The organism is Ferrimonas sp. YFM, from assembly GCF_030296015.1.
Classification (GTDB): domain Bacteria; phylum Pseudomonadota; class Gammaproteobacteria; order Enterobacterales; family Shewanellaceae; genus Ferrimonas.
The window spans coordinates 2,325,914-2,350,860 of the sequence record NZ_AP027368.1 but is presented as its reverse complement, the minus strand read 5'-3'; the positions used below and the strand labels follow the sequence as shown (position 1 = coordinate 2,350,860).

Below are 24,947 nucleotides of genomic sequence, written 5' to 3'. Positions count from 1 at the left end.
AGATGGAGATTCAATGACCACCAGACTGACCCACAGCTTTCACTCTCTCAATGAGCTGCATCTGGCCTATATGGCCTTCCTCAAGTCCGGTGGCCTCTTCATTCCCTGTGAACAACTTACCGAGTTGGGGCAGAGGGTGGAGCTGCTCTACACCTTGCCCGGAGAGAGTGAGACCAAGAGGGTGGTGGGTCAGGTGGTGTGGTCCAATCCCCAGGCGGACAGTCAACGTCCTCGGGGCGTAGGCGTCGCCTTTGCCGAAGGCGACGAACCACACCGGGAGCGCATCGAGCAGCTGTTGGCCGATCAGTTGGCCAGTGGCCAATTGACCTGGACCCTCTAACCACTTAAGCTCTGCCGCTTCGAAATTTTCCGGAGTGAAGTTGTGCTTATCGATTCCCATTGTCACCTTGATCGCCTGGCGGAAGACGCCAGTTCTGAATTGCTCAGACCCGTAGTGGAGCGAGCCAGAGAAGCGGGCGTCAAGGAGATGCTTTGTGTGTCCGTATCCCAGAAAGGCTATGAGCCCATGCGAAAGGCCGCCGAGCCCTTCGAGGAGGTGGTGTTCTCCTGTGGCGTTCACCCCCTGGACATCAAAGAGGGGTTTGATCAGGCCTGGCTCAGGCAGCACGCTCAGGACGCCCGGGTGGTGGCCATAGGTGAAACCGGCCTGGATTACTACTACAGCAAAGACAACATCGCCGACCAGCAGCGTGCCTTTGCCGAGCACATCGAAGTGGCCCGGGAACTGAGCAAGCCGGTGATCGTCCACACCCGGGATGCCAGGGAGGACACCCTTGGTGTCCTGCGCGAAGGGCAGGGGGTGACTGGGGTGCTGCACTGCTTCACCGAAAACTGGGAGATGGCCAGGGCGGCCCTGGACATGGGACTGCTAATCTCCATCTCCGGCATCGTCACTTTCCGCAATGCGGATATGCTCAGGGATGTGGTGCGTAAGCTGCCCATGGACAGACTGCTGGTGGAGACCGACTCCCCCTATCTGGCGCCGGTTCCCTACCGGGGCAAACAGAACCAGCCCGCTTACGTGAAAGAGGTGGCCCAGTATGTGGCCGACCTGAAGCACTGCTCCTACGAGGAGCTGTGCCGTCAAACGGCAGAGAACTATCGCAAGCTGTTTCAACGATAAGCGCGTCGGATAAACCAAAGCCCAGTTGCCATGCGCCACTGGGCTTTGTTGTATTCAGCGACTGGGATTAACGCCCATAGGCGTCGCTGGCATTAAGCCCCAAAGGCAGCCCCAGGCTGGGAGCAATTCTCCCTCCAAGCCTGTTGCGAGGTTACTGGCGAGGGGAAGTCACGAGTTTGCCCAGCAGCCCAAAACCCCGGGCGGCGGTGACAGGGTTGAAAATCTCCACATACTCGGTGATCTTGCCTTGGCCGTTAAATTTGAAGGTTGAGTAGTAGTCGTTTTCGTACCAACCGGCGTCATCTTTCAATTTTATTCGGCCGCTGTAGCGCACGAATACGCCCTCTCCACCCTCCATGGCGTAGATCTCATGGATGGGGAAGGACATCCCATCAAACAGGCCGAAGGTTGGCGCCCAATAGTCATAAACGCCCTGTGGGCCCTTGGCACCTTCAGGAAACACGCCACAGTGGTAAGGGTTGAGGTGAATGCCATCTTCGGCAAACATCTCGGAAACTGCTTTGGGGTCTTCCGCTTCAAGTGTTTTGAAAAACGCCCGAACCCGCTCTTTGTTTATTTCCGCAATGCTGGTCATGGTTACTCCTCTGTTGTGTGGTTCAGGCGAACGCCGGAGCGGGATCGATAAAGATGCGGTAATCGGCAACCTTGCCTTCGCCATTGAGACGAAGGGTACTGGTGACCGGCAGGCTTACCCGGTTTCCCCCCTCTCTGACAACATAGTGGGCAATGGCCTCCACACTGACCACATCTCCCTCAGACCAGTTTCCAATACAGATCCCCTGCACGTCATGGGTGATGGAGGAGAACCGCTCTTCGGTGGCCTTGAATGCATCAACAAGGGACTCCACGCCGTGGCTGGCGGGAAAGTTTGCCATTTGAAGTCTGACGTTGTCGCTGAGGTAAGGACGAAGTCCATCGGCATGCTGGTCGTCCACCGCAGCAAAGAAGGCACGAGCAAACTCATGGAGTTTGGTCTGATTCATAAATAGCTCCTGACATTAGGATTAAAGCTGACATCGGGTTCTTCTTGGACTGCCCTGTGTCAGCAACTCTTTTTAATCTAGGGCCCGGAGTACGACAGAACAACGGCGGTACTTTGTATTAAACAGGTAGATAAATTCGAACAGGTGAAATGAGCCGAGATGCTCACCCGCACATGACGGTATGCGTCATCTATGCGTTTTTACTGCGCAGCTAAAATTTAGCAAGGGGATAGGGACTCTGCGGCTAGGGGCAAGCGTCGATGGTCGGGCGTCTTAAAGATGGGGATAGGGATAATTGGTTTGAAAAAAACACAAAAAAAAGCCCATAACCACTCCAAGTTGTCACAGGCTTAGGGGAACTGGTGGGCGCAGTGTTTCCGCGCCCTTGCGAAAGCTCCAATAAAGGTAGACCAAAAATTCATCATTCGCCAAGGGCTGAACGATGTTTTGTCGCTGATCCGACCTTTAAAGCAACAGGGTACGCCAGAGCGGGGCTAAACCTTGGCGACATTGTCCCTGACCAGCTCCCTGGGCAGTGAGTTTTTCAGCTTGTTGCCCACCCATTTGGCCATGCCCAGGGGCACACCCTGCCAGCGCAGCAGCACTTCGCCCTTGGCCTTGGCACTGTTGTCCCGGGGAAGATCCCTGCCCATCAGGTAGGTCACCGCTTCGTCATCATCGAGATCTACCGCCTTGTCGGCGTCTGCGCCCAGCAGCACCAGAGTTTCGTGGCTGACTTTGAAACCGTGTTTGGCCTCTTCACCCAGCTTGACCCCCAAGCGCTGCATGCGAATCGCCGGAATGAAGCGGTCACAGCCTTGTGGGAACAGCCACAACTCCTTGTCTCTGGCCATCAGCTCACCGCCGGGCAGAGTCAGGCCAAAGGTGGCCATCAGGTGGTCTCGCAACGCGTCCTGCTGCTTGCGGGAGGCCGGGGTAAAGGGGAAGCGGCCCAGCCTTGGCGGACGGTGCTCGCTGTCGACGGACGCGGTCTTGCGCAGGGCGGCAACGAAGAAGCCTTCGCTGTCGTAGATCTGTGGCCAGATGTGCAGAAACCCTTCAGGGGTGACCGCCTTGTCGGCGTCGGTGAACAGTGAGGAGAGATCGATAAACTCCACGGCGTCACCGAACTGGGATTTAAGGTGAAGGCAAACCTCCTGGTTCTCCTGACGATTCAGGGTGCAGGTGGAGTAAACCATCAGGCCGCCGGGTTTCAGGGCGTGAAACCCGGACTCAATCAGACCCCGCTGGGTCTGGGCGATGCTTTCCACCGATTCCAGGCTCCAGTTGCTCAGGGCGTCCGGGTCCTTGCGCAGGGTGCCCTCGCCGGAGCAGGGGGCGTCCAGCAAGATGGCGTCAAAGGTCTCCGGCAGGGTGTGGCCAAACACCTGGGCATCGAAGTGGGTCAGCACGGTGTTGGCCACCCCCATACGACACAGGTTGGCATGCAGCCCCTTCAGTCGGGAGGAGGAGTATTCGTTGGCCATCAGCAGCCCATGGTTGCCCATCCAGGCTGCCAGCTGGGTGGTCTTCGACCCTGGGGCCGCGGCCATGTCCAGCAGGGTATTCGGGGCCTCGGTGAGCGACGCCATCACAAAGGGGGGCATCATCGACGAAGCTTCCTGAATGTAGAACAGCCCGGCCAGGTGCTCCAGGGTGTTGCCCAGCTGCACGCTGTCGTCGTCCCGGGTCAGCCAGTAGCCCTGTGGGCACCAGGGGATCGCTTCGAAATGCCAACCCTTGGGGGTCATGCGCTCGATGAAGCTGTCACAGTCGGTCCTCAGGGTATTGATGCGAATGGAGGGACGCAGTGGCTGGCTGTTGTAATGAACAAACTCCTCAAGGCTCAGGTGACTTGGCAAAATCTCACTGATAGAGTTGAGGAATTCCTGCTTGATGTTCGCCATAACGGCTTCCGGCTGTTGGAAAATGGCGGCAAATATAGCACAGACAAAAATGAAAAAGGTGATGCTCGGGTGCTAAATCGGTTGTGGCTGGCGCTGTTTTTTCTTGGGGGGGCCGGCGGCCTGTGGCAATGGTTGATGCTGGGCAATGATCAGGTGTTGCCACAGATGATCGCCAGCCTGTTTGATATGGCCACACTCTCGGTGGAGATCCTCATCGGGCTGCTGGGTGTGCTGGCGCTGTGGCTGGGGCTGATGCGCATCGGTGAGCAAACGGGCCTCATCCAGGCGTTATCACGGTTGCTGACGCCGCTGTTTTCCAGGCTGATGCCGGAGGTGCCCGCGGGTCACCCCGCCCTGGGTTCGGTGACCCTGAATCTGGCGGCCAACGCCTTGGGGCTGGATAACGCCGCTACCCCCATGGGCCTCAAGGCGATGAAGGACCTGCAGAGCCTCAATCCCAACCCTTCGGTGGCCACCAACGCCCAAATCCTGTTTCTGGTGCTGAACACCTCGTCGGTCACCCTGTTGCCGGTGACCGTGTTCATGTACCGTGCCCAGCAGGGGGCGGCCCACCCGACGGATGTGTTCATTCCTATTCTGTTGGCCACCTGCGCCTCCACCCTGGCCGGCCTGTTGGCGGTGTCACTGGTGCAGCGCATCAACCTGCTGGACAGGGTGGTGCTGCTGTGGGGCGGCGGCTTGATTGCCGGCTTACTGGCACTGGTGGCCTATCTGATGACCCTGTCTGCCGACGGGCTGCAACAGTTCTCCACCCAATCCAGTGCCCTGGTGCTGTTTGCCGTGGTGATGTCGTTTCTGGGACTGGCCTGGTACCGGGGGGTTAACGCTTATGATGCCTTCGTCAGTGGTGCAGGGGAGGGGGTAAAGCTGGTAGTCACCCTGTTGCCCTACCTGCTGGCGATGCTGCTGGCCATCGGCTGGCTGAGAGGCTCCGGTGCCCTGGAGGCGCTGCTCGATGCCATCCGCGCCCTGTGTGGCGCCCTGGGAGTGGATGCCCGTTTCGTTGATGCCTTGCCCACGGCGATGATGAAGCCGCTCAGCGGCTCAGGTGCCAGGGCGATGATGGTGGAGACCATGAATCATCATGGGGCCGACTCCTTCGCCGGTCGGTTGGCGGCCATGTTCCAGGGCTCCACCGAAACCACCTTCTATGTTCTGGCGGTCTACTTCGGCTCTGTGGGGATACGCAATGGTCGCCATGCGGTGGTCTGTGGCCTCACCGCCGATCTGGCGGGCATACTCACCGCCATCGCCGTGGCTTATCTGTTTTACGGATAAGGGGCAGGAGCAGATACACAAAGGCCCGCTTCAGCGGGCCTTTTCTCTTGTTTAGAACACCGGTTTCCACTCGAGCCAGCTCTCTCTCGAGCTCTCATGGAGGGGGAAGCGGTCCAGGGTCGAGGCCCGGTTCTCATCATTGGTGCTCTGCTGTGTAGCGAAGGCGATGCCGCCCATCAGCAGGGTGTCCAGAGATTCGGTGTGGATCTCGGCGCCGCTGAACAGGCCCAGTTTCACCGTCAGGCCACTGGCGTTCCAGAAGCGGCTGGAGCGATTCACCAGATGGCGGTACTCGGGTTCCAGTTCGATGGTGATCTCCACCTGGGTGGCGTCACCGGCAAGGCCCTGTTTGACCACCTTACCGACCGGGATCTGCCGGTAGAGCACCGGGCTGCCAATGCGCACTGAGCCTAATTGTGGCTGGGTCAGTACCAGTCGCAGTGCCTGGGCGCGTGCGTCCGGGGCAGGCTCACTTGCCAGGGCAGTAAATCGGGTTTGAGCTTGAGCGCCGGCCGGGCCGGGCAGGGCGGCCAGGTGATTGCCCAGCACCAGGTTGGACAGATTCTTGGTTCCGCCAAAGCCGAGCTCCGCTTCCGCCAGGTAATAGCGTGTGCCTTCGACGGCAAAACGGTCCGCCCACTTGGGATCCAGTGCCAGGGTGGCGGTCAGGGTCGACAGCTCGCCATTGAGGCTGACCCGCTCCACTTTGCCCAGGCTCTGCTGGTGATACTTCACCGGTGCCCCGGGCTGAAGGTCGGCATCGGCATCCAGGGTGATCTGAATGCGCAGGGCCGGGGTCAGGGCGTCATCGCGGTTGGCGTAGAGCCAGCGATCCCGCTGCGGCTGCTCCAACCCTTCGAGGTTATCGAAGGCGATGCCGCCGCGCAGCAGCGCCATGGCCGCGGCGGTGTCCACCTCGAAGTTGGTCAAAGAACCGTGAATGCGCAGCCCGGAGTAGCGCCAGAAGCGACTGGCGTTGGAGAACAACCTGGCGTAGTCGCCATCCAGAGTCAGGCTGATCTGGAACCCCTCGTCGGCCAGACGCACCTTCTCCACCTGGCCCACCTCCAGTTGTCGGTAGTAAACCGGGGCGCCCGGGGCCAGGCCATCGGCCTCATCGGCGGTAAGTCTCAGCCACAGGGGCTCGGGGGCCTCGTCTGAGCCGGGACGGTCCAGCAGTGGATAGCCCTCTTTTCGGGCCTGTGAGTCGGGGGTACCCTTGGAGAAGGCGATGCCGCCTGAGATCAGCTGCGGCAAGGGATCGGCTTCCAGGGTCAGGGTGGACAGGTCCGCCTGAACCCTCACCCCCTGAGTCAGCCAGAACTGGCTGTCGCCGCCCAGCAGGGCGTCGTAGGGGGCGTTCAGCCAGATCCTGACGCTGATTCTGTCCTGCTGGTCCAGTCCCAGACTCAGTACTTCACCTACCTGCAGCTGGTTGTAGTGCACCGGAGAGCCTTCGCTCAGCCCCGCCGCGTCCCGTCGGTGCAGGGTGACCGCCTGACCCTGGCGGGCCTCATCGGGCTTGCTGGCCTCCAGTAGAAACGCGTCCTGAGGGGCGCCGCTGCCCACGGAGACGTTGATGAAATCCCCCAGCACCAGATTGCCCAGATTGCGCACGCCGCGCAGGGAGAGTTGTCCTTTGACCTGCCAGAAGCGGGTGCCGGACACCAGGATGTGACGGTAGCTGTCGCGAATGGCACCGGTCAGGGAGACCCGGTTGCCGTTAACCCGGATGTCGGTGAGCTCGCCGACATCGACACCCAGCAAACGAATCTTGCTGCCCACCTTAAGCCCTTCGGCGCTGGCGGCGTCGAAGTCGACGAAATGATCCTGGGTGGCGGCTTCTCTGTTTTCATAGAGTCGGAAGCTGCTGCCGCTCTTGGCCTGAGGGCTGGCCTCGGGAGAGTCGAACGCCACCCCGCCGGTGAGCAGGCTGGCGATGCTTTCCAGCTCCAGCTTGACGCCCCCCAATGAGGCGTTGGCGGACAGGCCGGAGACGTTCCAGAAATGGGAGCTTTCCTTGACCAGGGGAGCGTAGTTGGCGTCGATCTGGGCGGTGACCTGCACCTTTTTGCTCTGGGGGTCCAGTCTGGACTGAAGGATGCTGCCCACCTTGATCTGCTGGAAATAGACCCCGGATCCGGCGTCCAGGGATCCGCCCTTGTCGGCAATCAGCTGGATCAGGGTGGAGTCCTCCTCCGAGGTGGGGGCCATGATGTCCGCTTCGAAGCGGACCAGTCGCTCTCCCTCGCCGGGTTTCATGGCGATGTAGTTGCCGGAGAAAAGAGCGTCCAGTCCCTCGACTCCGGTCAGTGACGCCTTGGGGCTCACCAGCCAGAATCGGGTCTGAACCCTGAGCAGGTCGTCCACCGTGTGGTCCATCTTGACGGTGACGTTCACCGACAGACGATCCGAGTTAAGGGACACCTCTTGCACCATCCCCACCACCAGGCCCTGGTATTTCACCAGGGTCTTGCGGGCCTCGATGCCGTTGGCGTCGGGGAAACGTATGGTGATCTCGGTACCCTGCTGCTTGACGTAGGTGAAAAGCAGCCAGGCGCCCAGTACCGTCGCCAGTATGGGCAGAATCCAGATGGGGGAGAGCAGACGCTTGCGTCGCACCCGGGCTGACTGGTTATTGTTCATCGTGATATTCGAGGTCCCAGAGTAAGCGTGTGTCGATGGATTTGGCGGCCAGTTGGGTGAACAGGATCACCATGGCGAAGAAGGTGGCGGCGGGCGCCGGCTTGGCATCCAGCAGTTGCCCCATGTTGATCAGGCTGGCGACGATGCCAATCACAAAGAGATCCAGCATCGACCAGCGGCCGATAAATTCGATAACGTGGTAGAAGATCATCAGCCAGCGCCGTGACAGCCGAAGCTTCAGGGTGACCGCCAGCAGGATGATGCTCAGGCCGACGATCTTCATCACCGGCACCAGGATACTGGCAATAAAGACGATGATGGCGATCCCCACCATCTCCGATTCCACCAGGGAGATGATGCCACTGAAGATGGTGTCGTAGCCGGTCACGCCCTGATTGGTCACCTGAGTGATGGGGTAGAAGTTGGCCGGAAAGATCATGATCACCGCGGTCAGCAGCAACGCCCAGGCGTATTGCAGGCTGTGTGGTCGTCGTGGATCGACCCGGGTGTGGCAGCGGGGGCAGTAATCGGTCACCACCACTATGTTGTGGCAGCCCCGGCACAGTGTCCAGTTGCGGTCGATGCCGCGCTCAGAGAAGGAATTGCTCTTCATACTTCTGCCACATCAGGTCTCGGTTATATTCATACTGCACGTAGAACACCATTATAAACAGCAGCATAAAGCAAAAGGTTCCCCAGCCGTAATGCAGGTCGGCAAAGTCGCCGAGCTTGAATGCGGCCACGAAGAAGCTGATGAGGTACACCTCCAGCATCGCCACCTCGTCCAGCATGGGGTGCCATTTGATCAATTGCCTTAGGGCGGTCTTGCCTTTGCCCAGTTTAAGCAGCACCAGCTGCAGCAGGATGGAGGTCAGCAGCAGCAATGGTGCCAGCACCCCGGCGATGAAGATGGCGATGCCCACCAGCCAGAACCCCTGCTCGAAGGTGATGACGGCGCCGAAGGCGATGGTGGCCTGGCGTACGCTGCCAAGCAGGGTCACTTCCAGAATAGGCAACAGGTTGGCGGGAATAAACAGCAGCAGGGCGGTGATCACCAGGGCGGTCAGGGCGTCCAGATCGCAGTAGGGGGAGTCCACCAGCCGGCTGTGGCAGCGTGGACAGAACAGCCTCATTCCTTTGGGCAGGGCACGGCGACGGACTATCTGGTCGCAGTGCGGGCACAAAATGGAGCAATTTGACAAAGTTTACCGCCACTTAGCTGTGATTAACCTCCCTATGATAGCGAACTCAATGCTAATTTCGTCACTTTTTACCCAAATACCACGGTAAATTTGGTCGAACCAGTGTTGCGGGCTTGACTGACTTGGCAGAAACTGGGTTAATGACAACCTTATGTGAATGAACCGCCGAAAAGATGTCCAGTTCCAATCAGAATCCCTATGCCACTTTGGCTAAACAGGCCGAAGCGCTGATCGAGGGTGAACCCAATCTCATCGCCAACCTGGCTAATATCTCCGCACTGATATTCAACTCCGTATCCGACCTCAACTGGGCCGGATTTTATTTATTGGAGGATCAGGATACGTTGGTGTTGGGGCCATTCCAGGGTCAGGTCGCCTGCGTTCGCATCCCGGTGGGACGCGGCGTGTGCGGCACTGCCGTCGCCGAAGACTCAACTCAGTTGGTGGAGGACGTACACGCCTTCCCAGGGCACATCGCTTGCGATGCTGCCAGTAATTCTGAGATTGTGGTGCCTGTGCACCATCAGGGGAAGGTGATTGGGGTGCTGGACATTGACAGCCCGGTACATGGCCGGTTTAAAGAGGAGGAGCGCGTGGGTTTTGAAACCCTGGTTTCTGCTCTGGAACAACACCTGGATAAGGTGGGCCTGAAGTGAAGGAGCTGGTGACCATTCACAGCTACCTCGCCGACCCCGAAGGGGTGGGTGATTGGGAAGGCGAAGAGGAACTGGCGGCAGATAACCTCAATCGCCTCTATCATGCAGTTTATGACGCGGCCGATGACGACATGGATCCCGCTTCCCTGGAAGCGATGCTGGAAACCATCTGGCCCTATTGGCAACACAATCCCGAACTTACGGAGTTGGACGATGAAATGATCGAGGGGTTTGTCGATTCCCTCTACGAGCATTTCAACAACAGTTCGGGTCAGGATGAATTTGATGACTACTGAGAACCAAACCAAGCTTTCCGACATCAAGGCAGTAATCGCCTTTCTGTGTGAAAAGTTCCCTAACTGCTTCAGCCAGGAAGGCGATGCCAAGCCGCTGAAGATCGGCCTGTTTCAGGAGCTGGCGGAGAACCTGGCTGACGACGAGCGCGTGAGCAAGACTCAGCTGCGCCAGGCGATGCGTCGTTACACCAACAGCTGGCGTTACCTGCGCTCCATCAAAGAGGGCGTTCAGCGTGTCGATCTGGACGGTACCCCCTGTGGCGAGATCGACGCTCAGCACGTCGAGCACGCTCAGCAGGCCCTGAAAGAGAGCCAGGAGCGCGCCAAGGAGCGCAAGGCCGCACAAAAGCCTCAGGGTGACAAAGGAACCCCGGCGGCAAATAAACGGTCTAAGCTGAAGGGTAAACCTTCCGGCGCCCCTCGCAGCAAGCCTGAAGGAGCCAAACGTCCCGCTAAACCTCGTCCCGAACTCAAGAGTGTTGAGGCCGATGCCCTTAGCGTGGACCAGAAAGTTAAAGTTCAGCTGGGCCGAGCTCCGGCGAACGGTGTGGTGGTAGACATCAACAAAGATGACGTTCAGGTTCGCCTGGATTCCGGGATGACCATCAAGGTTAAAGCGTCCCACATCCGCATCTAATCCGAGCCGGCTTTAAGGAGTAAAGCACTTATGGTGAAAACGAGTCTCAAGATGACAACATTGGCCACCTTGTTCGCTGGCGCGCTGTTCAGTGTCCAGGCCCTGGCCCTCTCACCGGTCATCTCTGAGGAGGAGATCCCCGTCCTTAGCCAGGAGGCGCAACATAAGGTCGCCAGCAAACGGATCACCAATCTGTTTACTCGTTCCCATTACCGTAAGTTCGCCATGGACCAGGCGTTCTCCGGTGAGATCTTTGATCGTTACCTGGAGCAGCTCGATTACAACAAGAGCATCTTTACCCAGGCCGACGTGGATGGCTTCCGCAAGTACCGCAACACCTTTGGCAGCCTGATTGCCAAGGGTGAGATGAAGGACGCCTACGCCATCTATCAGCAGGCGCTGGATAAGCGTTACCAGAGATTCAGCTACGCCCTGAAGCTTCTGGAAACCCCCTTTGATTTCACCAAAGAGGGCGATAAGTACTACTTCGACCGTGAAGAGTCTCCCTGGGCCTCCAACGAAGCTCAGCTGGATGAACTCTGGCGTCAGCGTGTCAAGAATGACGCCCTGAACCTGAAGATGACCGGCAAAGAGTGGCCCGAGATCAAAGAGATGCTCGGCAAGCGTTACAACAACGCCCTCAAGCGCCTGAGTCAGACCCACAGCGAAGATGTGTTCCAGAACGTGATGGGCGCCTTTGCCTACACCATTGAGCCTCACACCAGTTATCTTTCTCCCCGCAATGCGGATCGCTTCCAGACCGAGATGAACCTCTCTCTGGAAGGCATCGGTGCCGTGCTGCAGGTGGAGGATGACTACACCACCATCCGTTCCCTGGTGCCCGGTGGCCCGGCGGACAAGAGCGGTGGCGTCAAACCCGAGGACCGCATCATCAGTGTGGGCCAGGAGGGTGAGAAGCCGGTGGACGTGATCGGCTGGCGTCTGGACGACGTGGTTGACCTGATCAAGGGACCCAAGGGCACCAAGGTGACCCTGGAGATCCTGCCGAAGAAGGGCGGTAACAACGCCAAGCCCAAGTCTGTGGTGATCGTCCGCGACAAGGTGAAACTTGAAGATCGCGCGGTGAAGTCCGAAGTGTACGTCCCCGATGAGGGTCCGAACCAGGGACGCCGCATCGGTGTTATCGAGATCCCCAGTTTCTACGTGAACATCAGCCAGGATGTGTCCAAGGAGCTGGAGAAGCTGGAACAGGACAACGTCGAAGCGATTCTTATCGACCTGCGTAACAACGGCGGTGGTTCTCTGTCTGAAGCGACTCTGCTGACCGGTCTGTTTATCTCTCAGGGCCCGGTGGTGCAGATTCGCGATCAGCGCGGTCGCATCAACATCAACCGTGACAGTGACGGTCGCATCAGTTACGACGGTCCGCTGACCGTGCTGGTGAACCGTTACAGTGCGTCAGCCTCCGAGATCTTCGCCGCGGCGATGCAGGATTATGGCCGCGCCATGGTGATTGGTGAGCCCACCTTCGGTAAAGGTACGGTTCAGCAGCACCGCAGCCTGGGCAAGTCATACGATCTGTTTGAAAAGCCCATGGGCCACGTGCAGTACACCATTGCCCGCTTCTATCGCATCAATGGTGGCAGCACTCAGATCAAGGGGGTAACCCCGGACATCGAGTTCCCCAGCTTCTTCGAACCTGGTGAGTACGGTGAGTCCCAGGAGGACAATGCGTTGCCGTGGGACACCGTGCCCAAGGCCAGCTATCAGTCCCTGAATCTGGTGCCCCAGACCATGGTGTCCAGCCTCAACGACAACTTCGTGAAGCGCACCGAGTCCAACCCCGAGTTCGGTTACCTGGCCGAGGACATCGCCACCTACCGGGTGGAGAAGGACAAAGGCTACGTGTCTCTGGTGCTTGCCGAGCGCAAAGCCAAGGAGCAGGAAGAGGACGACCAGTCCCTGGCGCGCATCAATGAGCGTCGTGCCCGCAATGGTGAAGAGCCGATCAAGTCTCTGGACGACGAGCCTGAAACAGACAGTGATGAGCAGGACAACGATTACCTGCTGGCGGAGTCCGCCAACATCACCCTGGATATGGTCGACTGGACCCGACTCGCCAAACAGAAGTGATGCTCTGTTGATTGAAAAAAGGCCGCTTAGCGGCCTTTTTTTCGTCTGTAGGGATCGTTTGTGATCCCGCTCTCATTCCGTTCTCCGTGCCATGGTTGCTGCCCGCCTTAGAGGATGGCACTGGCACCTCGCCCCAGAATGGGGTTATCCCCTGAAAATGCCCCCTGTTCCCTCCTAGTCAGAGGGCACCAGCTATGGTAAAGCTATAATAAATAAACAATATATTAACAAAATAAGCCGGATGCATGCCCATGCAGCGAGGTACCGGTGGAGTAAGGGAGTCACAAGATGTCTGAGTATCACGGAAGGTGGTCCAACCGATTTACCTACATTCTGGCCGCCACCGGCGCCGCGGTAGGCTTGGGTAATATCTGGAAGTTTCCCTACATCATGGGCGAGAACGGCGGCGGTGCCTTCGTTCTGGTCTATCTGGTGTGCATCGCCCTTATCGGTGTTCCGGTGATGATGGCCGAGGTGATGATCGGTAAGTATGGTCGTCTGGCCCCTTCCAAGTCGGTGATCAAGCTGGCTCGGGACTCCGGCCGCTCCAGCGCCTGGCGGGTTACCGGGTGGGGTGGGGTGATCGCCGGTTTTCTGATTCTCTCCTTCTATGTGGTGATCGCCGGCTGGGCGGTGGCCTACACCTGGTACGGCTTCACCGGCAGTTTTACCGGCCGCAGTGCCGATGAGATAGGTCAGCTGTTCTCCAACCTCAATGCCAGCCCCTACCCACTGCTTGGCTGGAGTGGGGTGATCGTTCTGGGTACCATCATCGTCGTGGGCAAGGGGGTGCAGAAGGGCCTGGAAAAAGCGGTCAACTATATGATGCCCATCCTCTTCGTGCTGCTGACCATCATGGTGCTCTACGCCGCCAACACCGGTGAGTTTGGCCAGGCGGTGCGCTTCATGTTCGAGCCGGACTTTTCCAAACTGAGTTGGAACGGGGTGTTGATCGCCCTGGGCCACAGCTTCTTTACCCTGTCTCTGGCGTCGGGGATCATGATCATGTACGGCGCCTATCTTCCCGAGGGCACCTCGCTGGTGAAGACCTCGGTCTACATCGCCCTGATGGATACTCTGGTGGCATTGATGGCCGGACTGGCGATCTTCCCCATAGTGTTCGCCAACGGCTTGCCCGCCGGGGCCGGTCCGGGTTTGATTTTCCAGAGCCTGCCCATCGCCTTTGGTCAGATGCCCCTGGGGTGGTTGTTTGGCGGCAGCTTCTTCCTGATGGTGGTGGTGGCGGCCTTTACCTCCTCCATTGCCTTGATTGAGTCCAGTGTGGCCTGGCTGGTAGAGCATCGCGGTCTGTTGCGCTGGCAGGCGGCGGCGGTAGCGGGCTTCGCCATCTGGTTGGTGAGCTTGCTGACGGTGTTCTCCCTCACCGGCGCCGAGTGGAGCGTCGTCTCCCTGTGGGGCGACATCAAGATGAGCTACTTCGATCTGCTGGATTACATCACTGCCAACATCATGCTGCCTCTGGGTGGATTGATCATCTCGGTCTTCAGCGCCTGGGCGGTAAAAGAGCAGATCAGCCGCAAGATGCTGGACACCGAGCCTGGGCTCTACCTGCTGTGGCAGACCTGCCTGAGGTACATCGCCCCTGTGGCCATCATCCTGGTGTTCCTCAACCTGATTGGGGTGCTCAACCTGTAACGCCTCTGGCGAACCACTGAGCAAATCTGCAGCAAACGCGTCGCATCCGTCTGGAGCGGCGCGTTTTGTTGTTATAATGGCCCATTACTCTTTATCCGGGCGAACACCGACATGGATTCGGTGGCGACATCCGCCCGGCCAGTTCCCAGGAGGACAACCATGTCGCAGCCGACAGCCCGCCACCGCCTAGATTATCACGCCAGTCCCTATCAGATAGACACCCTTCACCTGACGGTGCAGCTGGAAGACCATGCCACTTTGGTGACCGCTCAAAGCGCCATCCGCCGCACTCAGCCTGGTGCCACTGAATTGGCGCTGGTGGGTGAGGAGCTGGAGCTGGTGTCCGTGTCCATCGACGGCGTCTCCCTGGCAGCAGATGAGTACCGCCTGGGGGAGGGCAACCTGGTGCTGCCCATGGACAAAGACAGCGGGGTTTTGACCCTGGTTACCCGCATCGACCCGGCCAAAAACACCGCACTGGAAGGCCTGTACAAGTCCGAAGGCACTTTCTGTACCCAGTGTGAGGCGGAAGGGTTCCGTCGCATCACCTACTTCCTGGACAGGCCAGATGTGTTGGCCAAATACACCACCCGCATCGAAGCGGACAAGGCCGCCTATCCCTACCTTTTGGCCAACGGCAACAAGGTGGACAGTGGCGATCTGGACGGTGGTCGCCACTTTGCCACCTGGGTCGACCCCTATCCGAAGCCCAGCTATCTGTTTGCCCTGGTGGCCGGCGATTTCGATCTGCTTGAGGACAGCTTCACCACCGCCAGTGGCCGGGACGTGGCTCTGCAGTTGTTTGTGGACAAGGGCCAGCGGGAGCGAGGCCATCACGCCATCGCCAGCCTGAAGCGGGCGATGAAGTGGGACGAGGAGCGGTTTAACCTCGAGTACGATCTCGACATCTACATGGTGGTGGCCGTGGACTTCTTCAACATGGGAGCCATGGAGAACAAGGGGCTGAACGTATTCAACTCCAAGTGTGTGCTGGCAGACAGCGACAGTGCCACCGACGCCGAGTTTGACCGCATCGAGTCGATCATCGGCCATGAGTATTTCCACAACTGGACCGGCAACCGCATCACCTGCCGTGACTGGTTCCAGCTGAGCCTGAAAGAGGGCCTCACCGTATTCCGGGATCAGGAGTTCTCCTCGGATCTTGGCAGCCGCGCGGTGCACCGCATCGAAGCGGTCAAGGTGATTCGCGGCATTCAGTTCGCCGAAGACGCCGGCCCCATGGCCCACCCGATCCGCCCGGACAAGGTGATCGAGATGAATAACTTCTACACGGTGACCGTGTACGACAAGGGCGCCGAGATCATCCGCATGCTGCACACCCTGCTGGGTGAGCAGGGGTTCCAGGAGGGGATGGCCCTCTATGTAGAGCGGCACGACGGCCAGGCGGTCACCTGTGACGACTTTGTTCAGGCGATGGAGGACGCCAGCGGCGTGGATCTGACCCTGTTCCGTCGCTGGTACAGCCAGTCCGGTACCCCGGTCCTGACCGTTGAGGAGGCGTTTGACGCCGACAAGGCCCAGTACACACTGCACCTGAGTCAACATACGCCGGCCACGGCGGATCAGGCGCAGAAGCTGCCGCTGCATCTGCCGGTGAAACTCGAGCTGCTGAGCGCCACTGGCCAAGCCCTGGAGATGACGCTGGACGGGCAGCCCTTCGACGGGCTGTACAGCCTGACCGAAGAGAGCGCGACCCTGACCTTTGACGGGGTGAGCGCCAAGCCGGTGGCGTCCCTGCTGCAGGAGTTCTCCGCACCGGTGAAACTGAATTTCTCCCAGAGTGAAGCGGAGCGAATTCACCTGATGAGCTACGCCAACAACGCGGTAGCCCGTTGGGATGCGGCTCAGGGGATTCTGGGCAATGCGGTGCTGGCAACCCTGGACGGTGAAGCCCAGGACAACGGCGCCCTGACTGAGGCGTTTGGGCAGATCCTGGCCGACGACAGTCTGGATGCCGCCCTGGTTTCGCAAATGCTGGCTCTGCCTTCGGTCTCCACCCTGATGGAGATGCGCAGTGGCTGTGACGTGGTGGCCCTGTACCAGGCTCGCCGCCAATTGCAACAGACCCTGGCCAGTGCCCTGGCGAGCCAGATGAGGCAGGCTTATCAGAGATGCGTAATCGCAGACGATGCGCCTCACCGTGCCCTGAAGAACCTGCTGCTGGAGTTTATGGCACTGGGCGGGGAATCCGAGTTGGTGCTGGCCCAGTATGAGCAGGCCGGTAATATGACCGACACCCTTGGGGCGCTGCGAGCGGCCAATCAGGGGCTGTTGCCCCAGCGTCAGCAGATGATGAGCGCCTTCGAGGCCAAGTGGCGTCAGGATCCTCTGGTGATGGACAAGTACTTCAGCCAGCTGGCCACCACCCCTATGGAGGTCGAGCCTCTGCTGGAGGAGATCGTCCAGGCGATGGATCATTCTGCCTTCGACATCAGCAACCCCAACCGGGTTCGTGCCCTGGTAGGGGCCTTCGCCGATGGCAACCCTCAGGCGTTCCACGATGCGTCCGGAGCGGGCTACCGCTTCCTCACCGAGCAGCTGACCCGCCTCAACGGCATCAACCCTCAGTGTGCCGCTCGCATCATCACCCCGTTGATCGGCTTCAAGCAGCATATTCCGGCGCGTCAGCAGCAGATGCGTGAGTGCCTGGAGCAGCTGATGGCACTGGAGGATCTCTCCAAGGACCTGTATGAAAAGGTCAGCAAAAGCCTGAGCTGAGTCGAGGAGGGCGGCCGGCAACGGCCGCCCGCGCTGTTATGGATTACATCTTCGATCTGGCCATCGGCTGGCAACAGATGCAACGCTACTACCAGGGTCAGGCCCAGGTGGTGGTGGTGCGCTGTTTGCGGGGCAGGGTGATCCACCTGCACCCCAGATATCTGCGTCCCTTTCTCTCCGCCCGCGGCATCCATGGCCGCTTTCAACTGACCCTCGACAACGACAGCCAGTTCCTGAATTTGCAACGATTGACGTAACATCTCTTTAATAGAGCAATAACTTCAAACGGTTGTTGCAATTCTAACTTGCCGCGCTTTTCCAGATAAAGCCTGATGAATTCAATGGTTTACGCAATTGCGAAATGTCAATGTGTGACTTGAATCAAATTTGACCCACAGGTTTCGGCGAAATCTTTACTTAAGCTCCTAAAAATTCAGCGGATTCTCTCTCCTAAAAAGGTTGCTCCCTCACCGCCGTTGTTGTAACAATGGGGTTAATGTGCCGTTACAGTGACGGCATACAACAAAACTATAAATTCAGGGAAGGGAGAACCGCGACAATGAGACAAGGCGCTAAGGTTTTTCGCCGCTCCGCGCTGGCAGCCAGCATCTGTACGGTGTTAGCCGCTCCGGCCTCAGCAGTTACCTTTAATTGGGGAGAGATAGAGGGGAGCTTTGACTCCACCTGGACAGTAGGTGCGGCCTGGCGAGTCGAGGACCGTGACTATGGCAAGGTAGCCAAATCCAGTCAGCCCGGTCTGGACTGGACGGGTTACGGATTTGATTTCGCCGGTGGTGGCTTCAACGAGGTCTACGGCGGCGATCAGCTGTTTGCCCTGCCAGGTTCCTACTCTGCCAACCAGGATCTGGGCAACCTGCTCTATGATCAGGGCGACACCTTCACCGAGGTGTTCAAAGGCCTGCACGAACTGGAACTGGTGTACGACAACATGGGTGTGTTCATCCGTGGCATGTACTTCTACGATAAGCGACTGGAAGACTCGGACTTCGATTACCGCAATCCGGTTTCCGGCGCAAAGTATGACGTGTGTGAAGACTCCAAGGCGGCCGAGTACGCCTGTTCTGACATCCGTCTGCTCGACGCTTACTTCTTTGCCGATTGGGACCTGGGCGACATGCCTCTCTCCATCCGAATCGGTGAGCAGGTGGTCAGCTGGGGTGAGAGCACCCTGATTGCCCACGGCATCAACTCCATCAACCCGGTCGATCTGGCCCGCCTGCAGGCACCCGGGGCCGAACTCAAAGAAGCCTTCATTCCCGTTGGCATGGTGTGGGCCTCCCTGGGCCTGACCGAAAACCTGAACGTGGAAGCCTTCTACCAGTACCGCTGGGAACAGACCCGTCTGCCGGTGACCGGCACCTACTTCTCCAGCAACGACTTTGCCGGAGCGGGTGGCTATGTGAACAACGCCCAGCTGGGCTTTACCTCCAACCCGGACAACACCCTGGACTGGGTGCTTCAGCAGTACGCTCAGCTAAGTTCGGTGGCGGCGCAGACCCTCGAAGCCGGCGGCCCTGCGGCCCTGGCCGGTTTGGGCTCCGCAGCCATTGCCTACCCAACCAAGGTCACCCTGATCAACTATGAGCAGGAGCCTGACGACCAGGGTCAGTACGGTATCAAGCTGGGCTACTTTGCCCCTGAGCTGAACGACACCGAATTTGGCTTCTACTACATGAATTACCACAGCCGTCGTCCGCTGATCAGCGGTCAGACTGCCAACTTCGGCGCCGACGCCGTTGCCGCGGATCTGGCCACTCTGGCTGGTCTGAATGGCGAGGTGTCTCGTAATGATCTTCTGCAGCTCAACTCCTTCTCCAAGGCGACCCTTGAGTATCCGGAAGACATCAAACTGTACGGCGTCTCCTTCAACACCACGGTGGGCGACACCTCGGTCGCCGGTGAGATTGCCTACCGTCAGGATGAGCCTCTGCAGATTGACGACGTTGAGCTGCTGTTTGCCGCCATGCCGGAGCAGTTGTACAACGCCGATCCCGAAGCCTTCGCCATCTTCGAGAACCTGTCCCAGTACGTTAAGCCCGATGGCACCAAGGTAGGCCCAGGTGAGTATGCGCCAGGTTATGTGCTGACCGACAGCACTCAGGCGCAGATGACCCTGACTCACATCTTCGGTCCGACCATGGGTGCAGACAACTTCCTGATGCTGGCCGAAGTGGGTGGGGTCTGGCTGCACGACATGCCCGATGAGGCGGTGCTGCGTCTGAATGGCCCAGGTACCGAACGAGCCGGCTCAGCGGGACGAGAAGATAACCTGGCGGTGCTGGATATCCTGCACAACGGTCCGGAAGAGGACGCGTTCCCCACAGACAACGCCTGGGGTTATCGCCTGGTGGCCAAGTGGGATTACTCCAACGTGGCCTTTGGCTGGAACATGTCGCCCCGAGTGGTGTTCTCCCACGACGTGAGCGGTACCACCCCGGATCCTCTGTTCCTGTTTGTCGAAGATCGTAAGTCCGCTTCCGTGACCTTCGCCTTCGACTATCAGAGCCGTTGGTCTGCTGACCTGGCCTACAACGCTTTCTGGGATGGAAAGGGTTCCACCAACTCTATGGACGACAAAGATTTTGTCTCCTTTAACCTGAAGTTCTCAATCTAAGAGGGGAGAGGAGTAATGCAAGTAAAACCACTTTTCGCGGCCATGCTGGCCCTGAGCTGCAGCTTTGGCGCCATGGCCAAGGTGACCCCGGAGCAGGCCAAGGCCCTGGGTGACACCCTGACGCCTGTTGGTGCCGAGAAAGCCGGCAACGCAGATGGCTCCATTCCTGCCTGGACCGGCGGCATCACCGAGGCGCCCGCCGGTTATAAACCAGGTGACTTCCACACCGACCCTTATGCCGGAGACCAGGCACTGTACACCATTACCGCCCAGAATATGGGTGAGTACGGTGAGCTGCTGACCCCAGGGGTGAAGAAGATGTTCGAGATGTATCCGGACACCTTCAAGATGACCGTCTACCCGACGCATCGCAGCGCGTCCTATCCGCAGTTTATCTATGACGCCTCCATCACCAACGCCACCACCGCCGAGCTGGTGGCCGGGGGCAATGGCCTGAAGAACGCCGCCATCGGTGTGCCGTTCCCCATGCCACAAAACGGACTGGAAGCTATTTGGAACCACATCCTGCGTTATCGCGGCGCCGATGCCCAGATCCTCCGTGGCCAGGCGGCGCCCACCGCCAGTGGCAGTTACACCCTGGTGAAGACCGATGAGAAGATTAAGTTCCTCTACTCGCGGCCTGATGCCAACGCGGATCAGCTTCAGAAAGACAACCTGCTGTTCTACTTCAAGCAGGTGGTGACCTCACCGGCTCGTCTGGCGGGTACCGCTCTACTGGTTCATGAAACCATGGATCAGGAGAAGGAGCCCCGTAAGGCCTGGACCTACAACACAGGTCAGCGCCGGGTCCGTCGTGCCCCCAATGTGGCGTTCGACACTCCGGGCACCGCGTCCGATGGCATGCGGACCACCGATGACTTCGACATGTACAACGGCTCTCCCTCCCGCTACAACTGGGAGCTCAAGGGCAAGAAGGAGATCCTCATCCCCTACAACAACTACAAGTTGCACGGGGCGGATGTGAAGTATAAGGACATCCTCAAGCCTGGCCACATCAACATGGATTTGGTCCGTTGGGAGAAGCACCGGGTGTGGGAAGTGGAAGCGACCCTCAAAGATGGCATCAGCCACCTATACAAGACCCGTACCTTCTACCTGGACGAGGACAGCTGGCAGGTGAGCCTGGTGGATCTCTACGACAAGCGTGACCAGCTCTATCGTGTTGGTATGGCCCATGCGGTGAACTACTACGACCTGCCCACTCTGTGGACCACCCTCGAAGTGTTCTACGATCTGAGCTCTCGTCGCTACCTGGCCATGGGCCTGGACAATGAAGATGGCGTGGCCAGCTTCGAAGAGGAGTTCAGCGTTCAGAAGGAGTTCACCACTAACGCTCTGCGTCGCAGCGGCCGACGCTAAATCTTAAAACTAAAATAAGGGGGCAGGAGACTGCCCCCGGTATGGATACCACTATGCGGTTAATGATGTTGATTCCGCTTGCCCTGATGGGTGGTCACGCCATGGCGGAGCCACCGGCTCCCACTCCCCTGGCGGCGATCCAAGTCCCCAAAGCCCAAACCAGTCCAATGATGAGCCTCTCCCCCGCGGGCGACGCTCTGGTGGCTGTGGGAAGCCGGGGGCAGGTTCTGATCAAGACAAGCGGTAATGAGGTATGGCAGCAGGCTGAAGTGCCGGTAAGCACTCTGTTGACCCGAGTGTTTATGCTGAACGATCAGCAGGGCTGGGCGGTCGGCCATGATGCCGCGATTCTGCACACCGCCGATGGTGGCAGGAGCTGGAGCCTGCAACAGTGGCGCCCGGACCTGGAAGTGCCCCTGCTGGATATTCATTTCCGGAATGAGAGCGAGGGGGTGGCCGTAGGTGCCTACGGTCAGCTGTTCCGTACCAAGGATGGTGGCAGGTCCTGGCAGTTCGAGTATCTGGACAGCCTGTTGATCGAAGACGACCGCCTCTATCTAGAGGAGATCCGCGCCGACAGCGAGGAGGACTACCTGGCTGAGCGGGCGGCCATGCTGCCCCACATCAATCGCATCCTGGCTCTGCCCGGGGGCGATCTCTTTGCCGTGGGTGAGATGGGGCTGATGGCACGCTCCAACGACTATGGCCGTACCTGGCAACGACTCCCTGAGATCTACTTTGGCTCCCTGTCCGACATGGCCATGGACGACGATGGACGCTGGGTGGTCGTGGGTCTGCGCGGCAATGCCTTTGAAAGCCGGGATCAGGGAGAGAACTGGGCACCTGTGGAGCTGGGTACCCAGGGCACCTTCAACAGCATCCGCCGTCTGTCCGATGGCACCCTGGTGATGGTGGCCAACGGTGGTGACCTTGCCTATCGCAAGCCTGGAGAATCTGACTTTACCCTGGTCCGGGTGGCCAAGGGGCAGGACCTGGTTGATCTCGCCGAAAACGGCGATGGCAACCTTTGGTTGGCCGGCAGTCACGGCGTTCAACCATTCACCATTGAGGAGTAAGGAGCTGTTATGACCACAAGGATGGTGAACTGGATTGAGCAGGTGCTGTTCCGCAGCAGAAAGACCGTTCTGATCATGTTTGCGCTGGCAACTGTCGCCCTGGGCTACAGTGCCGGCCAGCTGAAGATGGACGCGGCGTTTACCAAAAACATCCCCCTGAATCACCCCTATATGGAGACCTACCTCAAGCACCGTGAACAGTTTGGCGGCGCCAACAGCATCATGGTGGCGGTGGAGGACTCCAGCGGCAACATCTTCAACCCCAAGTTCTTTGAAGTGCTGCGAGAAATTCACGACCAGCTGTTCTTCATCGAAGGGGTCAATCGCAGCCAGGTCAAATCCCTCTATTCCCCCTCGACCCGTTTCACCGAAGTGGTGGAAGACGGCTTCCAGGGCGGGCCGGTAATCCCCGCCGATTTCCGTCCCACCGAGGAGGGGCTGGCCATCGTCCGCGCCAACATCGAGAAGGCCGGCGCGGTGGGACGGCTGGTGGCCGATGACTTCAGTGCCGCCATGGTCAGTGCCCAGCTGATGGACCGGGTCTCCCTCAATGAGGAGGAGCGGGCCAAGGCTCAGGCCGAAGGTCGCAGTGACATGACCAAGCCCCTGGATGTACTGGCCCTGGCCGAGACCCTGGAGCAGGAGCTTAGGGTGAAGTACCAGGATGACACCATCAAGGTGCACATCATCGGCTTTGCCAAGATGGCGGGCGATGTGGCCGAAGGGGCGGCCGGGGTCGTGGGCTTCTTCGCCGTGGCGCTGGTGATCACCGCATTGATGGTGTACTACTTCTGCCATAGCCCCAAGCTGACCATCTTGCCCCTGTTGTGTTCCATGGTGGCCGTGGTGTGGCAGCTTGGCGGTCTGACCGTGCTGGGATTCGGCCTGGATCCCATGTCCATTCTGGTGCCCTTTCTGGTGTTCGCCATCGGCGTGAGCCATGGGGTGCAGATGATCAACGCCGTGGGCCATAAGGTGGCCGAAGGGCAGAGCGCCAAGGGCGCGGCCCAGCTGGCGTTCCGCAGCCTGCTGGTGCCCGGTGGCGTGGCGCTGCTGTCGGACACCATCGGCTTTCTGACTTTACTCTCCATCGACATCGGCATCATCCGCGAGCTGGCCATCACCGCGTCCCTGGGTGTGGCGGTGATCATCCTGACCAACCTGGTGCTGCTGCCAATCCTGCTCTCCTACGTCAGTTTCAGCGAGAATTACCTGGAGCGGGTCAGGGCGGAACACGCCAAGGTGTCGCCGGTCTGGAAAGCGATATCCGTGTTTGCCTCCAAGCCCTGGGCCCTGGTGATTGTAGTGGTTGCCGCCGTCGCCTATCTGGTGGGGTATGAGAAATCCCAGGAGATGAAGATTGGCGACCTGCATGCCGGTGCGCCGGCACTGAAGTCGGACAGCCGCTACAACCTGGACACCGCCTTCATCACCGACAACTTCACCATCACCACAGACGTGCTGACGGTGATTGTGGAAGCCTTCCCCGAGGCCTGCACCTATCATCATGTGCTGGAGCGCATCGACCGCTTCCAGTGGCAGATGGAAAACGTACCCGGGGTAGAGTCCGCCGCCAGCCTGGCCTCGGTGGCCAAGGTGGTCAACGGCGGCTTCAACGAGGGTAATCCCAGATGGCGGGTGCTGCCACGCACCACCGCTACTCTGGTGCAGTCTGTAGGTCGGGTGCCCACCTCCACCGGTCTGCTCAACAACGACTGTTCGGTGATGCCCGTGTACCTGTTCCTCAAGGACCACAAGGCGGTGACCATCGACACCGTGGTGGCCGAGGTGAAGAAGCTGCAGGGTGAGTACGACACCGATGAGCTGAAGTTCCGTCTGGCCTCGGGTCCGGTTGGGGTGATGGCGTCCACCAACGAAGCGGTGGAAGAGGCCCAGGGCCCCATGATGCTCTATGTCTACAGCGCGGTATTCCTGCTCTGTCTGATAAGCTTCCGCTCCATCCGGGCCACCATTTCGGTGATTGTTCCCCTGTACCTGGTGTCCACCCTGGCCCAGGCGCTGATGAGCATGCTCGAGATTGGCTTGACGGTGAGCACCTTGCCGGTGATCGCCCTGGGTGTGGGCATCGGTGTGGACTATGGCATCTACATCCTGTCGAGCATGTCCATCATGCTTCGTGATGGCCATTCGGTCCAGGAAGCCTATCTCAAGGCGCTGTGCGACCGGGGCAATGCGGTGGTTTTCACCGGCATCACCCTGGCGGTGGGAGTAAGCACCTGGGTGTTCTCGGCGCTTAAGTTCCAGATGGACATGGGGATAATGTTGACGTTTATGTTCCTAGTGAACATGTTAGCCGCGATTATTCTCCTTCCGGCAATGGTTAAGTTGTTGTGGTTTAATCGAAAAGCCTGATTGCTTAAATAGCACTCCTGAATAAAAAGGCCGCATATGCGGCCTTTTTTGCATAGAAAGCGTACATTATTGACGCTTTTTTCAGAACTTCCTCATTAACCACTTATAAAGCCCAATTTCGAAAGTGGATTCCGCTCACAGATCCCGAAAAATGGTGATACACTTCGCTGCATCCGCGGTGCCGAAGGGGCGCCGACACGGAG

The 24,947-nt window shown here is 58.9% G+C and carries 20 protein-coding genes; 14 read left to right on the top strand and 6 right to left on the bottom strand.

The window, feature by feature from the left end; all coding sequences use genetic code 11:
- The first annotated feature begins 13 nt into the window (after positions 1–13).
- Together QUE41_RS10900 and QUE41_RS10895 are read left to right on the top strand one after the other, a co-directional pair.
- On the top strand, positions 14–340 hold the full coding sequence (locus QUE41_RS10900; RefSeq protein WP_286339075.1) for a PilZ domain-containing protein: 327 nt from the start codon (positions 14–16) through the stop codon (positions 338–340).
- A gap of 42 nt (positions 341–382) precedes the next feature.
- Entirely contained in the window at positions 383–1,144 is a 762-nt protein-coding gene (locus QUE41_RS10895) for a TatD family hydrolase (protein ID WP_286339074.1), read from the top strand.
- 151 nt (positions 1,145–1,295) lie between these two features.
- On the opposite strand, the gene QUE41_RS10890 is transcribed toward QUE41_RS10895, so the two are convergent.
- The 3 genes from QUE41_RS10890 to rsmF all read right to left on the bottom strand — a co-directional run bounded on the left by QUE41_RS10890 (position 1,296) and on the right by rsmF (position 4,055).
- The gene (locus QUE41_RS10890; protein WP_286339073.1) at positions 1,296–1,739 is read right to left on the bottom strand and encodes a nuclear transport factor 2 family protein; all 444 of its coding nucleotides are present in this window, start codon (positions 1,737–1,739) and stop codon (positions 1,296–1,298) included.
- Between the two features lie 22 nt (positions 1,740–1,761).
- Positions 1,762–2,148, bottom strand: coding sequence for a nuclear transport factor 2 family protein (locus QUE41_RS10885; protein WP_286339072.1), 387 nt, complete (start codon positions 2,146–2,148; stop codon positions 1,762–1,764).
- 494 nt (positions 2,149–2,642) lie between these two features.
- Positions 2,643–4,055, bottom strand: a complete 1,413-nt coding sequence (gene rsmF, locus QUE41_RS10880; RefSeq protein ID WP_286339071.1) for a 16S rRNA (cytosine(1407)-C(5))-methyltransferase RsmF — start codon at positions 4,053–4,055, stop codon at positions 2,643–2,645.
- 69 nt (positions 4,056–4,124) lie between these two features.
- Here rsmF and QUE41_RS10875 point away from each other — a divergent pair, with 69 nt between their 5' ends.
- Positions 4,125–5,354 carry a spore maturation protein gene (locus QUE41_RS10875; RefSeq protein WP_286339070.1) on the top strand — a complete coding sequence of 410 codons (1,230 nt, stop codon included), beginning with the start codon at positions 4,125–4,127 and terminating at the stop codon, positions 5,352–5,354.
- 51 nt (positions 5,355–5,405) lie between these two features.
- On the opposite strand, the gene QUE41_RS10870 is transcribed toward QUE41_RS10875, so the two are convergent.
- The 3 genes from QUE41_RS10870 to QUE41_RS10860 are packed head-to-tail and all read right to left on the bottom strand — an operon-like array spanning position 5,406 to position 9,133.
- On the bottom strand, positions 5,406–8,000 hold the full coding sequence (locus QUE41_RS10870; RefSeq protein WP_286339069.1) for an MlaD family protein: 2,595 nt from the start codon (positions 7,998–8,000) through the stop codon (positions 5,406–5,408).
- Complete coding sequence (locus QUE41_RS10865; protein ID WP_286339068.1) at positions 7,990–8,613, bottom strand: paraquat-inducible protein A; 624 nt, start codon at positions 8,611–8,613, stop codon at positions 7,990–7,992. The genes QUE41_RS10870 and QUE41_RS10865 overlap by 11 nt, the downstream gene beginning before the upstream one ends.
- The gene (locus QUE41_RS10860) at positions 8,591–9,133 is read right to left on the bottom strand and encodes a paraquat-inducible protein A (protein ID WP_286339067.1); all 543 of its coding nucleotides are present in this window, start codon (positions 9,131–9,133) and stop codon (positions 8,591–8,593) included. Before QUE41_RS10860 ends, QUE41_RS10865 begins: the two co-directional genes overlap by 23 nt.
- A gap of 242 nt (positions 9,134–9,375) precedes the next feature.
- Between QUE41_RS10860 and msrC the strand changes: the two genes are divergently transcribed.
- The 11 genes from msrC (at position 9,376) to QUE41_RS10805 (ending at position 24,744) form a co-directional block, all read left to right on the top strand.
- Positions 9,376–9,858 (top strand): free L-methionine (R)-S-oxide reductase MsrC, encoded by a 483-nt coding sequence (msrC, locus tag QUE41_RS10855; RefSeq protein ID WP_286339066.1) that lies wholly within the window; start codon positions 9,376–9,378, stop codon positions 9,856–9,858.
- The gene (locus tag QUE41_RS10850) at positions 9,855–10,154 is read left to right on the top strand and encodes a hypothetical protein (protein ID WP_051215879.1); all 300 of its coding nucleotides are present in this window, start codon (positions 9,855–9,857) and stop codon (positions 10,152–10,154) included. The genes msrC and QUE41_RS10850 overlap by 4 nt, the downstream gene beginning before the upstream one ends.
- The gene (gene proQ, locus QUE41_RS10845) at positions 10,144–10,791 is read left to right on the top strand and encodes an RNA chaperone ProQ (RefSeq protein ID WP_286339065.1); all 648 of its coding nucleotides are present in this window, start codon (positions 10,144–10,146) and stop codon (positions 10,789–10,791) included. The genes QUE41_RS10850 and proQ overlap by 11 nt, the downstream gene beginning before the upstream one ends.
- Positions 10,792–10,842: 51 nt before the next feature.
- Positions 10,843–12,885, top strand: a complete 2,043-nt coding sequence (prc, locus tag QUE41_RS10840; protein ID WP_286339064.1) for a carboxy terminal-processing peptidase — start codon at positions 10,843–10,845, stop codon at positions 12,883–12,885.
- Positions 12,886–13,173: 288 nt separating this feature from the next.
- Entirely contained in the window at positions 13,174–14,541 is a 1,368-nt protein-coding gene (locus QUE41_RS10835; protein WP_286339063.1) for a sodium-dependent transporter, read from the top strand.
- Positions 14,542–14,700: 159 nt separating this feature from the next.
- The gene (gene pepN / locus QUE41_RS10830; RefSeq protein WP_286339062.1) at positions 14,701–17,280 is read left to right on the top strand and encodes an aminopeptidase N; all 2,580 of its coding nucleotides are present in this window, start codon (positions 14,701–14,703) and stop codon (positions 17,278–17,280) included.
- A gap of 38 nt (positions 17,281–17,318) precedes the next feature.
- On the top strand, positions 17,319–17,537 hold the full coding sequence (locus QUE41_RS10825) for a DUF2835 family protein (protein ID WP_286339061.1): 219 nt from the start codon (positions 17,319–17,321) through the stop codon (positions 17,535–17,537).
- A gap of 302 nt (positions 17,538–17,839) precedes the next feature.
- On the top strand, positions 17,840–19,915 hold the full coding sequence (locus QUE41_RS10820; RefSeq protein ID WP_286342880.1) for a DUF1302 domain-containing protein: 2,076 nt from the start codon (positions 17,840–17,842) through the stop codon (positions 19,913–19,915).
- 15 nt (positions 19,916–19,930) lie between these two features.
- The gene (locus tag QUE41_RS10815; protein ID WP_286342879.1) at positions 19,931–21,295 is read left to right on the top strand and encodes a DUF1329 domain-containing protein; all 1,365 of its coding nucleotides are present in this window, start codon (positions 19,931–19,933) and stop codon (positions 21,293–21,295) included.
- A 41-nt stretch (positions 21,296–21,336) separates the two neighbouring features.
- On the top strand, positions 21,337–22,371 hold the full coding sequence (locus tag QUE41_RS10810) for a WD40/YVTN/BNR-like repeat-containing protein (protein ID WP_286342878.1): 1,035 nt from the start codon (positions 21,337–21,339) through the stop codon (positions 22,369–22,371).
- A gap of 9 nt (positions 22,372–22,380) precedes the next feature.
- Positions 22,381–24,744, top strand: a complete 2,364-nt coding sequence (locus QUE41_RS10805; RefSeq protein ID WP_286342877.1) for an efflux RND transporter permease subunit — start codon at positions 22,381–22,383, stop codon at positions 24,742–24,744.
- Positions 24,745–24,947: the final 203 nt, after the last annotated feature.

Bases quoted from the DNA above. Each gene is read 5' to 3' on its own strand.
- QUE41_RS10900 (WP_286339075.1), top strand. From the start codon at position 14: ATGACCACCAGACTGACCCACAGCTTTCACTCTCTCAATGAGCTGCAT.
- QUE41_RS10890 (WP_286339073.1), bottom strand. From the start codon at position 1,739: ATGACCAGCATTGCGGAAATAAACAAAGAGCGGGTTCGGGCGTTTTTC.
- QUE41_RS10885 (WP_286339072.1), bottom strand. From the start codon at position 2,148: ATGAATCAGACCAAACTCCATGAGTTTGCTCGTGCCTTCTTTGCTGCG.
- rsmF (WP_286339071.1), bottom strand. From the start codon at position 4,055: ATGGCGAACATCAAGCAGGAATTCCTCAACTCTATCAGTGAGATTTTG.
- QUE41_RS10870 (WP_286339069.1), bottom strand. From the start codon at position 8,000: ATGAACAATAACCAGTCAGCCCGGGTGCGACGCAAGCGTCTGCTCTCC.
- QUE41_RS10865 (WP_286339068.1), bottom strand. From the start codon at position 8,613: ATGAAGAGCAATTCCTTCTCTGAGCGCGGCATCGACCGCAACTGGACA.
- QUE41_RS10860 (WP_286339067.1), bottom strand. From the start codon at position 9,133: ATGAGGCTGTTCTGTCCACGCTGCCACAGCCGGCTGGTGGACTCCCCC.
- msrC (WP_286339066.1), top strand. From the start codon at position 9,376: ATGTCCAGTTCCAATCAGAATCCCTATGCCACTTTGGCTAAACAGGCC.
- proQ (WP_286339065.1), top strand. From the start codon at position 10,144: ATGACTACTGAGAACCAAACCAAGCTTTCCGACATCAAGGCAGTAATC.
- prc (WP_286339064.1), top strand. From the start codon at position 10,843: ATGACAACATTGGCCACCTTGTTCGCTGGCGCGCTGTTCAGTGTCCAG.
- QUE41_RS10835 (WP_286339063.1), top strand. From the start codon at position 13,174: ATGTCTGAGTATCACGGAAGGTGGTCCAACCGATTTACCTACATTCTG.
- pepN (WP_286339062.1), top strand. From the start codon at position 14,701: ATGTCGCAGCCGACAGCCCGCCACCGCCTAGATTATCACGCCAGTCCC.
- QUE41_RS10825 (WP_286339061.1), top strand. From the start codon at position 17,319: ATGGATTACATCTTCGATCTGGCCATCGGCTGGCAACAGATGCAACGC.
- QUE41_RS10820 (WP_286342880.1), top strand. From the start codon at position 17,840: ATGAGACAAGGCGCTAAGGTTTTTCGCCGCTCCGCGCTGGCAGCCAGC.
- QUE41_RS10815 (WP_286342879.1), top strand. From the start codon at position 19,931: ATGCAAGTAAAACCACTTTTCGCGGCCATGCTGGCCCTGAGCTGCAGC.
- QUE41_RS10810 (WP_286342878.1), top strand. From the start codon at position 21,337: ATGGATACCACTATGCGGTTAATGATGTTGATTCCGCTTGCCCTGATG.
- QUE41_RS10805 (WP_286342877.1), top strand. From the start codon at position 22,381: ATGACCACAAGGATGGTGAACTGGATTGAGCAGGTGCTGTTCCGCAGC.